We start from the raw sequence: 13,051 nt of genomic DNA, 5'->3' as shown, positions 1-13,051 counted from the left end.
TCAACAACGCCGCACTGACCTTCGACCAAGGCACGGCTGGCACCTTCGCTGGCGTCATCTCCGGCACCGGCGCGCTGACCAAATCCGGCGCGGGTGCGCTGACGCTGACCGGAAACAGCTCTGCCTATGCGGGGATAACCGATATCGCAGCGGGTCATCTCACCGTGAACGGCTCGCTCGCCGGCGCGGTGAACGTGACGGGTGGCACGCTCGGCGGTTCTGGCACACTTGCGGGCAATGTTTCGGTCACGAACGGTACGATTGCCGCCGGCAACAGTCCCGGCACGCTGACCATCGGCGGCGACCTCACACTTGCCTCCGGCTCGTCTCTCAATTTCGAGCTTGGCAGCCCTTTGGGCGTGGCAGGCGTGGATAGCGATCTCATCAATGTCGGCGGCAATCTCACGTTCGACGGCACGCTCAATGTCAGCGATGCGGACGGCTTCGGGGCTGGACTTTATCGCCTTGTCAATTATGGCGGCAGCTTGACCGATAACGGGCTCGACATTGGCGCCGGGCCTTCCGGCTTCAACAACACCAATCTCACCGTGCAGACTGCGACCGCAAATCAGGTCAACCTGCTGGTCGATGCACCGGTTGGCCCCTCCTCGTTCTTTTTCTGGGATGGCGCGAACACCACCGCCAACAATACGGTCGATGGTGGCGCCAGCACCTGGACTGCGACCGGCACCAACTGGACCATCGCCGATGGCAGCTTCAATGGCGCCTTCGATCCTTCGGTGCTGCTGATTTTTGCCGGTGCGCCCGGCACGGTGACGGTGGACGAAAGCGCAGGCGCAATTGCCATCCAGAACGGCATGCAGTTCGCCGTCGATCGCTATAGTGTCACCGGCGATGCCGTCGGCCTCACAGGGGCGACTGTCATCCGCGTCGGTGATGGCACGGCGGCGGGCGCGGGCTTTACTGCCACCATCGCCTCCAACCTCACAGGCGCTGGTTCGCTCAACAAAACCGACCGCGGCACGCTGGTTCTGACCGGCGCCAACACCTACACCGGCGGCACGACGATTTCGGCGGGCACGCTGATCGGCAATGTCCAATCGATCCGTGGCGACATCGAGAATGCCGGCACAGTCGTGTTCGATCAGGCTGCCGTTGGCAGCTTCGCGGGTTCCATCAGCGGCCTCAACGGAACGAGTGGCGTGATGGTCAAGCGCGGCGTGGGGGATCTCACCCTTGCCGGGACCTCCAGCCTGGATTGGACCATCGAGACCGGCGTGCTGACCACGGCGACCGGTCGCTTCAGCGGAAACGCCTCGATCCTCTCCGGTGGACGCCTGACGTTCGACCAGGCCTCAGCCGGTACCTATGCCGGTGTGCTCTCCGGCTCCGGCGCGTTCGATCTAACCGGATCGGGCACGGTGACGCTGACGGGCAACTCTGCCGGCTTCACCGGCACGACGACGGTTGGCAGTGGCAACCGGCTCGTCGTGGGCACTTCCGCAGGCGGGGCACTCGGCGGGTCGATGGCGATCGGCTCCGGCGGCTTGCTTGGCGGCACCGGCACGATCGGTTCGCTGGGAACGACGGTGACGATCACCGCCGGCGCGGTCCATGCGCCGGGCAACTCCATCGGCGTGCATACCATCGCCGGCAACTACGCAAACCACGGCGCGCTGCGCATCGAGGCGACACCTGCCAAGGCCGACAAGATCGTAGTGGCCGGAACGGTCGACATCACCGGCGCGAGCCTTGACCTCGTGCTCTCGCCGACTGATGCGTCGAGCTGGAACGTTTTCAACGGCCCCTTCACCCTCATCGACAAGCAAAGCGCCGGCGCGGTGGTCGGATCGTTCGATCCGGTGACGCAGAACCTGCTCTTCCTCGACACCATCCTCGACTATGCTGGCGGCGACGGCAACGACGTGACCTTGTCGCTCGAACGCAACGACGTCGCTTTCGCTGATGTCGGTAACACCCGCAACCAGATCGCCACCGGTGCGGCTATCGAGACGCTCGGAAACGCCAATCCGCTCAGGCGCTCCATCGTCTTGACCAATGACGAAAACGCCGTCCGTGCCAGCTTCGACGCGCTGTCCGGCGAAATCCATGCCTCGGCAAAGACCGCACTTATCGAAGACAGCCGCTTCGTGCGTAACGCTGTCAATGATCGCATCCGTGCCGCCTTCGACGGCGTCGGCGCTTCCGGCGGGACAGTTACGACCTACGGCGATGGCGGGCCACACGCCGCGGCAGCCACCACGGACCGCTTCGCGCTCTGGGGCCAGGGCTTCGGCTCCTGGGGGAACACCAACGGCGACGGCAATGCCGCGCGCCTCAACCGTTCGACCGGCGGCTTCTTCGTTGGCGCCGACGCTCCCGTCTTCGATACCTGGCGCTTCGGCGTGGTCGCGGGCTACAGCAGCACCAGCTTCGACGTGAAGGAACGCATCTCTTCGGGATCGGGCGACAACTACCACGTCGGGCTTTACGGCGGCACGACCTGGGGCGATCTCGCCCTGCGCACCGGCGTCGCCTACACTTGGCACGACATCTCGACATGGCGCAGCGTGTCCATCCCCGGCGTCAGCGACAGCCTGAAGGGCGACTACAGTGCCGGGACCACGCAGGCGTTCGGCGAACTCGGCTACCGCGCTGCCCTTGGCAGCGTCGCCTTCGAGCCTTTCGCCAATCTAGCCTATATGAGCCTCGATACGGATGGGTTCACAGAGAAGGGCGGCGTTGCAACGCTGTCGGGGGCAAACCGCTCGACGGATACGACTTTCACCACGCTCGGCCTGCGTGCCTCGACCCCGTTCGACCTGAACGGGGCGAGCCTGACCGCCAAGGGTATGCTTGGCTGGCGGCACGCCTTCGGCGATGTCGTCCCCGAGACGGCGATGCAGTTCGGCGGGGGCAACAGCTTCACCATTGCCAGTGTGCCGATCGCGCGCGACGCCGCGGTCGTTGAAGTCGGCCTCGACTATGCGATCTCGCCATCCGCCGGCTTCGGCATCTCCTATGCCGGCCAGTTTGGCGACGGCCTCGCCGATCAGTCCTTCAGGGCAAACTTCAACGTGAAGTTCTGACACGCGCGGCCAATCGACAACTCGAGGTCCGCCGCGCTGACGCGGCGGGCCGGGTTCAACAATCGTGGCGCCTTACGCCTCGACACATTCTCAGAGTGCTCCATGACCATGCCTGCTGGCGTTCAACCTCTCCCGCTTTTCTACGGCGACCCCGTTCTCCTTCGGTTTGAAGAGCATAGCGATGTCGGCCTCGCGCCGACCGGCCATTTCGACTTCACGCGCAAGGCCGTTGGCATTCCCCTGTGTATCGGCGAATTCGTCGCCGCCATGCGTCACTTTCCAATCGTTTTCGCGACGGACGAGCAAGCCTCGCCGATTGCGCTGGTAGGCATCCGACGCGACCGTAATCTCTTCGTCGAACAGGACGGGGGCTGGAAGGCGGGGAGTTCCGTGCCGGTCTATATCCGCCGCTACCCATTCATCGTTACGGAGACCAAAGACAAATCGCAGCAAATGCTTGCCGTCGATCGCGCCTCTGAGCGTTATGTCCCGTCGGTGTCCGAGCACCCCGAGGCCGAGCGCCTGTTTGATGAAGCTGGCGGACCAACGGCGACGGCGAAGTCGGCTATGGCGCTCTGCCATGCCTATCACACCGACTATAGCCGCACAGTCGCCTTCGGAAAGGCTCTGCTCGCAGCCAAGTTCCTCACCCCCATTCACGCGCAGTTCCGCCTTCCCGATGGATCGCAGCATCAGGTAAACGGTTTTTACGCCGTTGATGACAAAGCGTATCGCGCGCTTCCGGCCAAGACCCTCGCCGGCTGGCACACCAAGGGCTGGCTCGACCTCGTAACCCTACATCTCGCCTCGCAGCAGAGCTTTCAGGCCCTGCTCGATCTCAACGCGCAGCGCGCGAACGAACGAAAGGCGCTCGCATGATGAGCAGGAAACGCGTTTTGGGCCTCTCCGCAGTCGCAATCCTCCTCATCGGCGCGACCGGTACCTTCTATGTCGCGCCCGCTGTCGCGATCTCCAATCCGACCCAGGCTCTGGCCGCGACGGATTCGTTCGGCGATCCGGCTCCGCAACGATTTGAGGTAGCGCAGGCACAGACCGGCGGCGCCTCGACGCTGCCGGGCGGTGCGTCCTCGCTCAACGAGGCTTACCGGCACTGGCGGGTCGGCTGCGTCCAGCAGGGCACAACCAAACGGTGCGCCATGTCGCAAGTCCAGACCCAGCAGAACGGCCAGCGCGTACTTGCCATCGAACTGAGCCCGCCTGTCGGGAACATCGTCACGGGTACGCTGGTCCTGCCCTTCGGCCTCGCACTTGATGCAGGCGTGACCTTCCAGATCGATGATAAGCCGGCGATGCAGCCTGTCCGGTTCAGAACCTGCTTACCGGGCGGTTGCCTGGTGAATGTCAGCTTCGACGCCGCGACGCTCGTGGCGCTGCGTGCGGGCGCGGCGCTGAAACTCAGGACAACTGCCGACGGCGGCACCGTCATGCCGTTCACGATCTCGCTTCAGGGCTTCGGCACTGCCCTCGACCGGGTGGCTACGCTATCGCGTTGAGATCGCATAGAGTTCTCGCGGCACCGGCCGCCCGAGGGATTATGCTTACAAAGGATTGACGCAACGCTGGACAACCTAACCGAAGTGCATCACGCCGGTTTTGAGGGTAGGGGTTCAGCCGTCTTCTTGCAAATGCGCCATGAACACTTCTGTTGGTGTCCATTAATGACGCACGGTGCGTTACTGAAAGTCTTAACGGTCGCGGAGGCAGCGAAAATGGATTTGCATTCCCGCGGCGGACGGAGGACAGCTTCGTCGCGCTCAAATCATGCACCTCCATAGTCAGCTGCGTTAAACGCCCGGCTGTGATTGAGTTCGCGTGCACCGCGAACAGGTTGTCGTTTTATATCGCGGCGGTTGGCCTCTGCGCAAATTCATAACCGGGTGGGACCCTTCTTTCTCCACTGATTATCAATCTTCGAACAGTGTGACACCGACCGGAGTTGGAGCCGATATGGAACTTCGCCAGCTGAGCTATTTCGTGGCGGTTGCCGAAGAGCTGCATTTCGGTCGGGCGGCAGCCCGGGTGCATATCGCCCAGCCGGCCTTGAGTTGTCAGATCCAGTCGCTGGAAAAGGAACTCGGCGTTCGCCTGTTGGAGCGCTCTACCAAGGTCGAACTGACCAGGGCGGGGGATGTCTATTACGATCGCTGTGTCAGGATCCTCGGCGATGTCGACCTTTCAGCCGAGGTGGTGCGCTCGGTTGCCGGCAAGGCGGTAAGGAAGATCAGGATCGGAACGGTCTATCCGGCAACGATCGGCCTGCTACCGGCGTTCCTCGCACGCATCGGCCGCAAGTATCCCGATATCGAGCTGCATATCATGAGCGGCTCCACCAACGACATCATTCGAGGGCTGGAAAACGGCCAGATCCACCTCGGCTTCATCCGCCCGGTCGAAAACATCGGCTCGCTCCGGTTCTTCTCGATCGCGCATGAGCGCTATCTGCTGGCAGTTGAGAAGAACAATGCATTGCTTGCCCAAAGCGAGATCGGCATCGAGGAATGTCCTACACTAGAGCGCTACTTCGCAGAGAAGTTCGAGGAACATGATCTCTCGAAGAGCGTCGCCTATACGTGTGACGATACCTTCTCGCTGGTGTCACTGGTTTCAGCCGGTGGCTGTCACGGATTCCGGAGCCATTTAGCAAGCGCCGCAGGGAGCCCCCGACGCTGGGCGCTCACGTCGAAGTCGAGTAGCGCCACGGACAACAGGTGACAATTCGTATAGCTCAAAATGAGATGCCTGAGTGAGGACGGCGGCTGATGGCGAACACCCGGTCCAGTTCCTCTGCAACTTCCAGGGAGACTACGCGAATGCGATCCGAAGCCGCCAGAAGTGACGCCTGCTGTGCGCCAAATATCAACGTGGTCAGTTCAGCAATGGTAACATGAGCCTCCGGCCGCTCACGGCTTCGCCCTGTTCCTTCAGGACCGAGGGACCAGAGACCCCCATTGTCGGGGAATAGATCGTCTTCGACAGCAATTGTTACTTGCCGTGTCCCGCCAAAGCGGCGTGCGGAGAGCAGAGTTTCGAGGTCGAGGGGGCGTATCCAGCTTTCATCACGCTGGCTGGATATTTCCAGTGTTCTCGGGTTGTGCAGAAGCAGCGGTAGGGGATCATCGATCGGCCGGGACGGAAAAATGGCGCGGTGCAGGATATCCTGCGCGAAGAGATGACCAATCAGGGCCCGCCAGGCTTCGTCGTCATGCGCGACGAGATCATCGATGATCACGGTACGACGTGCAGAAGTGAACCAATTGTCTGAGGACTCGATATGAAAGCGCAAGTAGCCGCGCTCATTGCCTTCCGGGCCGAAGACAACGGCGTGATGGGGCGTTGTGCCGTGATGCGAGCGGTATTCCTGTATAGCCCACCAGCCGTCCCAGCGGGACAGCGTTGCGGCGCGTGGCGTCAAATCGGCATCGGCGACCTGTCGAAACAATGGGAAGCTCTCGCGAGCATCGACGATGCGAAGACTTTCGCGTGGCGTGGCGATGGCCAGATCGGCGCGGGTCAGGTCGAGATCATGTTGGACCGACCATGAGGCGACGCCATAACCGTATCGGCCATAGATACCCGTGTCAGATGCCCTTAGTCCTGCGACGACATAGCCTTCCGCGCGGGCACGGCGAAGCTGCTCGACGAGGAGCAGGCGGGCGACGCCGCGACGTGTCGCTACCGGCGAGACGCCGACATGAGTGACGGCGAGGTGCCGCACACGCCGACCGCCAGGAAGGGCGATTGACGAATCGTATCCATTGACGACGCCTCGAAGGACATCGTCCTCAAAGCCGCCGAGCGGTTTGCCTTCTGCCAGAAACCGCGCTTCGGTTTCGGGGTTGTTGCGACCAAAATCGCCGATTCCTAGCAGCGCCTGTCGAAACACGGCAAAAGCCTTCCGGCGGTCTTCGTCACCGTGCAGCGATCGGATATCCAGGCGTGAGCTGTCCGGAGACGAGACCATTGAGAGCGATGGCATACGCCCCTCCTTTGATTATGAGAATTCGGGAGCGAGACGACCTCGCGCCTTCAGAAGGGCGGCCGCACCCTCGCCGAAATGCCAGGCCTCCTCAATATGAGGCTGGCCGGAGAGGATGAAGTGGTCGAAACCGACGCGATGATAGGCTTCGATCAGATCGGCAACCTGTGCATGGCTGCCGACAAGAGCGGTACCGGCGCCGCCGCGCACGAGGCCGTAACCGGACCAGAGGCCGGGGTAGATTTCCAGATCACGCGCCGAAGCCGGTAAGCCTTCACGACCGGCATGAAGTGCAGACATCTGGCTCTGCGCGACAGATTCCGACTTGGCCAGGAGCTCGCGAGCTTTTCGCACGCGATCCGGCGAAAGCCAGGAAAGCAGTTTGTCGGCAACGGCCCAGGCTTCATCCTCGGTGTCACGCGAAATGACGTGCAACCGTACGCCGAAGCGCAGGGAGCGTCCTTTGGCAGCAGCACGAGCTCTTAGCTGTGCGATGTTTTCAGTCTCGAGCGTCGGCGGGCGACCCCATACCAGATACACGTCGGCCTGACTGGTCGCGACCTCCTGAGCTGCCGGGCTTGCGCCGCCAAAGAAGATCTGAGGCAGGCCGTATGGGCCGGGGTCGATACTGGCGTCGCGGATGTCAAAGTGTTTGCCTCTGAAAGAGAACGGCTGGTCGGCAGATGCAGATGTCACACCCCGCACCACCGAAAGAAATTCCTCTGTCCTCTCATAGCGGGCATCATGATCCAGATGGTCGCCGAAACGCGCCTGCTCGAAACGATCGCCACCCGTGACAACATTGAGAAGCAGCCGTCCACCGGTCATTCGCTGAAAGGTCGCCGCCTGATGTGCGACCAGCGTCGGCGATATGAGGCCGGGCCGGAAGGCGACGAGGAACTTCAGCCGTTTCGTTTCGTGGGCGAGAGCAGCTGTGGTAATCCAGGCATCTTCGCACCATGTGCCGGTCGGCGTCAGAACAGCATGGAAAGGCTGCTCCTCCGCGGCGCGTGCCACTTCGCCGAGATATGCAAGGGTCGGTGCACGGAAGCCGCCCGAAAATTCCACGACGTGACTATCGTTTCCCGAGCCTGTCAGACCCCGGCTGTCGCCATTTGTCGGCAGATACCAATGGAGGTGGATATTGCCGCTCATGCCGTACCCTTCCCATTGGCGATGGCCGAATAGCATTGCCTATCTGCAAAAAGGGTTTCACAGCCGATAGTCGAGAGGGGAGGCGCTTTTCCCAGATAGTCAGTTGCGGGCGGACGCGCCAGCCCGAACAGTGCATCCACCAAATACAAAGCACGGTTATTCGAAAGTTCATTCAAAGCCATCAAGTCAATCCAAAGCCTATAACGTTTATAGACTATGATATGAAAATTCACGCTTGGCGTGGTCAATCCGTTTCAAAAGCGGATTCTTCGTGGAAAATCGTTCTCCATTCCACCTTAGAATCCCCGATGATCGGTACGAACCACGCGGGCTGCCTTTTGGGCAAAGAGCCGCGGGTTCTGTGTGGTACACACCCCCTAAATCGCAATGATTTTCTGTCGAAACCTAAATTCTGACAGGGTATTTTCTTCGGAGGCGGCCGAAATTGGAACGCCAACGCATTCCAATAATATATAAAACTTATAGAAATAGTTACAATTCAAACCGAGGCAAACCCTATGCTTGATACCGTCCTTTCGCGATCCGCCAAGCGGGCCGCCATTCCTCTCCTTGCCGCCTATACCGCTCTTTGCGCTCCGGCCTTGGCCGATGAGCCGAAATTCGGCGGCATCCTTCGCATTGCCTCGCTGGAATCCGATCTCGACGCTTTCGATCCGCTAACCGGCTATAGCGTTGAATCCTGGGAAATCTTGCGCGCGACGACACGTCAGCTCGTCACCTATCCAGGTTCGCCGATCGGCCTCAAGGAAGATACGACTTTGGTGCCGGATCTGGCCAAGTCCTGGGATGTTAGCCCGGACGGCAAGACCTATACGTTTCACCTGAAAGACGACATTTTCTTTTCGGGATCTACCGAACGTACGATCGTAGCCGGTGATTTTGTCTATGGCATAAAGCGCTTCTGTGACCCTAACAAGCAGGTCGCGGCCATCAACTATTTCAATCTCGTGTTGTCGGGTTTTGTTGAATACTGCAAGGAATTTGCCAAGGTACCGACCGGGGACCTGGCCGCAAGCAAGGCCTTCATCGATAGTCATGAAATTTCCGGTGTATCCGCGCCGGATGACAAAACCCTGGTGATCCGTTCCGATACCAAGAACTATGACTTCCTCAATATTCTCTCGATGAATTTCGTATCGCCGGTCGCACCCGAAATCGCGTCGAAATACTTCCCGGATTCACTGGAATCGCGCAAGAATTTGCCGTCGAGCGGTCCATATTATGTCGCCTCTTACGATCAGGGGCAAAAACTGGTTTTGAAGAAAGCCACGAACTTCAAACCGGAATCGGACGCAGCCCGCAAGGCCTATGTGGATGAGATTCATGTCGATTTCACCGCCAACAGCGAAGACGCGATCGTCCAGAAGATTCAGGCCGGCGAAGCAGACCTTTCGCTCTATCTCGACACTCCGCCGCGTGGCACCATCCGGCGATATGTATCGAGTAATAGCCCGTATATACACGCGACAAACAGCGGCTCGGCCAACTTCATTACCATAAACGCGCAGAAGAATGTCACCAGCGAGGGTATCGAGGCCTTGCGCAAGCCTGAAGTGCGCCAAGCCTTGTCGTATGCCGTCAATCGTGCCCATCTGGTTCAATCGCAAGGCGGATCGATCGCGGCAGTCCCTCTGTCGCAAATCATCACGTCTACGATTTCCGGCTACGAACAGTTCGACCCATATCCGACTGAGAGTAACAAGGGAAATCCAGAAAAAGCCAAAGAACTTCTGGCGAAGGCCGGCTACCCCAACGGCATCACCCTCGACGCGCTCTATCGTACGAACGCACAAGGTGAAACGATCGCAGTAGCTCTTAAGGAGGATCTGGCGGCTGCGGGCATCACGCTGAACCTGATCCCTGCGCCTGCAAGTGAATGGCGTGCTTATATTCAGGATCCGGAATCGCGTTGGGACGTATTCCTTAACGGAAGCTTTTCACCCGACTGGCAGGGCCCAAGCACGCGAATGCTGCTCGGCGGCTGGCTGAATTCGGACGCATCGCCCTGCGGCCCCGGAAATGTTTATGCGATTTGCTACAGCAATCCCGAGTTGAACAAGCTCGCGGCCGAAGCTTATCCCTCCGATAACCCTAGCCCACTCTGGACCGAAGCAGACAAGATCGTCTCGACTGATCTGCCTTGGATCCCTCTTTTCGAAAAGCGCAAGATCGCCATCACTTCTGATCGCATCAGCCATTGGGTGTGGTCGTCGCTCGCAGTGCAGGCCGATATCACCAATATCGCTTTGAAAAACTGAAGTTCGTCGCGGAATGTCCGTCTTCTCAGTAGATGATCTGCGCGTTCGCTTTGGCAATGTCCAGGCGGTGAGGGGCGTCTCCTTTGACGTTGAAGCCGGCAAGACACTTGCCATTGTGGGAGAATCCGGATCAGGAAAGAGCGCCAGCCTCCTCGGTGCAACCGGGCTTTTGCCTGGTTCCGCCGCGGTGGGGGGAAGCGTTCTTCATCGCGGCCAGGAAATCCTCGGCTTATCCGACAGCGAATTGCGAAAGATACGCGGTGCGAAGATCGGCTTCGTTTTTCAAGATCCGCTTAGCAACCTCCATCCCCTGAAGACGATCGGTGAGCAGATCGGCGAGGCGATCTCGGTCCATCAGAAAGTAACTCGCAGGGAAAAACGCGAGCGCGTGCTGGCACTTCTCGATGATGTCGGCATAGCCGACCCGCAGGCGCGGTTCTCGGATTACCCGCGTCACCTTTCCGGCGGAATGCGCCAGCGCGTGATGATTGCCATCGCCATCGCGCTTGATCCTGGCCTGATCATTGCAGACGAACCAACGACGGCTCTGGACGTAACCGTTCAGGCGGCAATCCTCGATCTCCTCAAACGTCTGCAGGAGGAGCATGGAACGGCATTGATTTTCGTGAGCCACGACCTCGCGGTCGTGTCTGACATTGCCGACGATGTGGTCGTCATGCGTGACGGGATCATCGTAGAAAAAGCACCTGCAACCGAAATCTATCTCCGGCCACGACAGGACTACACCCGGGAACTGTTAGGAGCGGCCCGTCTCGGCGGCCCCAAGGTTTATGCAAGAGGTAAGGGGTGGGAGGCAGCTCGTCCACTCCTCAATGTGAATGCCGTCGCGCGTTCCTTCGCGTCCCGCTCTGTGCTCGATGACGTCTCCTTCACGATTGGGGAAGGTGAGATCCTCGGCCTCGTCGGCGAGTCCGGATCCGGGAAATCAACCATAGGGCGCCTGATCGCCGGTCTGGACCGGCCCGACGCGGGCCATATCAGCTTGAAGGGGAGAGATTATTCCCGACCAGGTGCCAGCGGCAACGTGTTACAGGGCGATTTGCGAAAATCCATCCAGGTGGTGTTCCAGGATCCTTATGCCAGCCTCAATCCAAGGCGACGGGTCGAGGCAATCCTTTCTGATCCTTTCCTTATCCATGGTACGGTCGACAGGGTGGAGTTGCGCGAAAACGTGAAGCAGCTGGTCACCGATGTCGAACTGCCCCACGACATTCTGGATCGGCTGCCCTCGCAATTGTCCGGGGGCCAACGGCAGCGTGTTGCCATTGCGCGGGCGATCGCTCTGCGTCCTTCGCTGATCGTTGCCGACGAGCCTGTGTCGGCCCTCGACATCACCACCCAGGCAAGGATCATCAGGCTGCTCGCTCGCCTTCGTGACAAGCTCGGCGTGTCGTTTCTATTCATCTCTCATGATCTCGGCGTCGTTGGCGAGCTTTGCGACAGAGTGATCGTGCTGAAAAAGGGCCAGATCGTCGAGGCTGGCCGGACGCAGCAGGTCTTCGAACGCCCGGTCCACACCTATACCCGCCGGCTGCTTGCATCCATTCCAGGGCGCCAGCGTCTTCCTGCCGATGCGGAGCTAGAGGACGCCATCTATGGCTGACACCATTCCCTCCCCCGTCACACCGGCGGTTGCCGCTCAATCGCCATCACCGACCATCCTGCTTCTGAAGCGTCTGTGGCGCGAGCGCGCAGTGCGCAGTGGCGCTGTCATTGTCGGCTTTGTGCTGCTGGCGGCCTTGTCGGCGCCGTTGGTCAGCAATCTTCTGGGGCATGGTCCCATGCAGCAGTTTGAAGATACTGCACTGGATGAAATGGGGTTGCCCATCGGCCCGACGCTCGAGTTCCCGCTCGGAGCCGATGGGAATGGTCGCGATGTTTTCGTCAGAACCCTCTATGGCGCGCAGGTCTCACTGATCGTCGGCATACCGGCGACAACGATCGCGATGATCATCGGTACGGCCATCGGCCTCATCAGCGGTTTTTTTGCGGGCCGAACGGATCGTGTCATTTCGCAAGGTATCGACGTCGCTTTGTCCTTTCCCTTCGTGGTGACGGCACTCAGCCTTCTGGCGCTCAACCGCGGCGGAACCGGCCAGCCGATCGTTCCACCCCTCGTCGTGGTCATCACCATCATCGCCCTGTTTTCCTGGGCATATTTCGCACGCCTCACGCGAGGTCTCGTGCTGGAATTGCGTTCAAGTCCGATGGTGGAGGCTTCGCGCACGATTGGGGCGTCGTGGGCGCGGATCATATGGTTTGATATCCTGCCGAATATCCTTCCGACTGTTTTCGTCTATTGGGCTGTGCAACTGCCCGCAAACATTGTTGCTGAGGCGACCCTTTCCTTTCTTGGTGTCGGCATCCAGGCACCGATGCCGAGCTGGGGCAATATGATCGCCGAAGCGCAGCGAACGTCCCTCTATCAGGATCAGCCGTGGTTTCTGGCTGGTCCCGGGCTCGCTCTGTTCCTGACTGTTGTGGGCTTTAATACGTTGAGCGCGGGCATGAGAAACGTGCTCGACCCAAATCGCACACGGACCTGAGAC

General features: G+C 60.0%; 9 protein-coding genes and 1 pseudogene. 7 read left to right on the top strand and 3 right to left on the bottom strand.

Annotated features, from left to right (window positions below):
- The 4 genes and pseudogenes from BLU15_RS39710 to BLU15_RS32570 all read left to right on the top strand — a co-directional run.
- Positions 1-3,050: autotransporter outer membrane beta-barrel domain-containing protein (locus BLU15_RS39710; protein ID WP_176960425.1), on the top strand; the 3,050-nt coding region annotated here is incomplete at its 5' end.
- Between the two features lie 102 nt (positions 3,051-3,152).
- Positions 3,153-3,929, top strand: a complete 777-nt coding sequence (locus BLU15_RS32580) for a SapC family protein (protein WP_090301080.1) — start codon at positions 3,153-3,155, stop codon at positions 3,927-3,929.
- On the top strand, positions 3,929-4,564 hold the full coding sequence (locus BLU15_RS32575) for an invasion associated locus B family protein (protein WP_090301095.1): 636 nt from the start codon (positions 3,929-3,931) through the stop codon (positions 4,562-4,564). The genes BLU15_RS32580 and BLU15_RS32575 overlap by 1 nt, the downstream gene beginning before the upstream one ends.
- Before the next feature lie 454 nt (positions 4,565-5,018).
- A pseudogene (locus BLU15_RS32570) lies at positions 5,019-5,699 on the top strand (LysR family transcriptional regulator); the annotation flags it as partial.
- A gap of 97 nt (positions 5,700-5,796) precedes the next feature.
- On the opposite strand, the gene eis reads toward BLU15_RS32570, so the two are convergent.
- Genes eis through BLU15_RS39195 form a run of 3 tightly spaced genes read right to left on the bottom strand, consistent with a single transcriptional unit; the run spans position 5,797 to position 8,384 of the window.
- Positions 5,797-7,047 carry a GNAT family N-acetyltransferase gene (gene eis, locus BLU15_RS32565; protein ID WP_244546884.1) on the bottom strand — a complete coding sequence of 417 codons (1,251 nt, stop codon included), beginning with the start codon at positions 7,045-7,047 and terminating at the stop codon, positions 5,797-5,799.
- Positions 7,048-7,062: 15 nt separating this feature from the next.
- Positions 7,063-8,202, bottom strand: a complete 1,140-nt coding sequence (locus BLU15_RS32560) for an LLM class flavin-dependent oxidoreductase (protein WP_090301075.1) — start codon at positions 8,200-8,202, stop codon at positions 7,063-7,065.
- Entirely contained in the window at positions 8,199-8,384 is a 186-nt protein-coding gene (locus BLU15_RS39195; protein ID WP_143034311.1) for a hypothetical protein, read from the bottom strand. The genes BLU15_RS32560 and BLU15_RS39195 overlap by 4 nt, the downstream gene beginning before the upstream one ends.
- 336 nt (positions 8,385-8,720) lie before the next feature.
- Between BLU15_RS39195 and BLU15_RS32555 the strand changes: the two genes are divergently transcribed.
- From BLU15_RS32555 to BLU15_RS32545, 3 genes are read left to right on the top strand one after another with little or no spacing between them, the layout of a single operon-like run.
- On the top strand, positions 8,721-10,481 hold the full coding sequence (locus tag BLU15_RS32555; protein WP_090301073.1) for an ABC transporter substrate-binding protein: 1,761 nt from the start codon (positions 8,721-8,723) through the stop codon (positions 10,479-10,481).
- A gap of 13 nt (positions 10,482-10,494) precedes the next feature.
- Positions 10,495-12,105 carry a dipeptide ABC transporter ATP-binding protein gene (locus BLU15_RS32550; RefSeq protein ID WP_090301071.1) on the top strand — a complete coding sequence of 537 codons (1,611 nt, stop codon included), beginning with the start codon at positions 10,495-10,497 and terminating at the stop codon, positions 12,103-12,105.
- Entirely contained in the window at positions 12,098-13,048 is a 951-nt protein-coding gene (locus BLU15_RS32545) for an ABC transporter permease (protein WP_090301068.1), read from the top strand. The genes BLU15_RS32550 and BLU15_RS32545 overlap by 8 nt, the downstream gene beginning before the upstream one ends.
- Positions 13,049-13,051: the final 3 nt, after the last annotated feature.

The organism is Ensifer sp. YR511, from assembly GCF_900103045.1.
GTDB lineage: Bacteria > Pseudomonadota > Alphaproteobacteria > Rhizobiales > Rhizobiaceae > Ensifer > Ensifer adhaerens.
This window is presented reverse-complemented; position numbering and strand designations above follow the sequence as displayed.

Bases quoted from the DNA above. Each gene is read 5' to 3' on its own strand.
- BLU15_RS32580 (WP_090301080.1), top strand. From the start codon at position 3,153: ATGACCATGCCTGCTGGCGTTCAACCTCTCCCGCTTTTCTACGGCGAC.
- BLU15_RS32575 (WP_090301095.1), top strand. From the start codon at position 3,929: ATGAGCAGGAAACGCGTTTTGGGCCTCTCCGCAGTCGCAATCCTCCTC.
- eis (WP_244546884.1), bottom strand. From the start codon at position 7,047: ATGCCATCGCTCTCAATGGTCTCGTCTCCGGACAGCTCACGCCTGGAT.
- BLU15_RS32560 (WP_090301075.1), bottom strand. From the start codon at position 8,202: ATGAGCGGCAATATCCACCTCCATTGGTATCTGCCGACAAATGGCGAC.
- BLU15_RS39195 (WP_143034311.1), bottom strand. From the start codon at position 8,384: ATGGCTTTGAATGAACTTTCGAATAACCGTGCTTTGTATTTGGTGGAT.
- BLU15_RS32555 (WP_090301073.1), top strand. From the start codon at position 8,721: ATGCTTGATACCGTCCTTTCGCGATCCGCCAAGCGGGCCGCCATTCCT.
- BLU15_RS32550 (WP_090301071.1), top strand. From the start codon at position 10,495: ATGTCCGTCTTCTCAGTAGATGATCTGCGCGTTCGCTTTGGCAATGTC.
- BLU15_RS32545 (WP_090301068.1), top strand. From the start codon at position 12,098: ATGGCTGACACCATTCCCTCCCCCGTCACACCGGCGGTTGCCGCTCAA.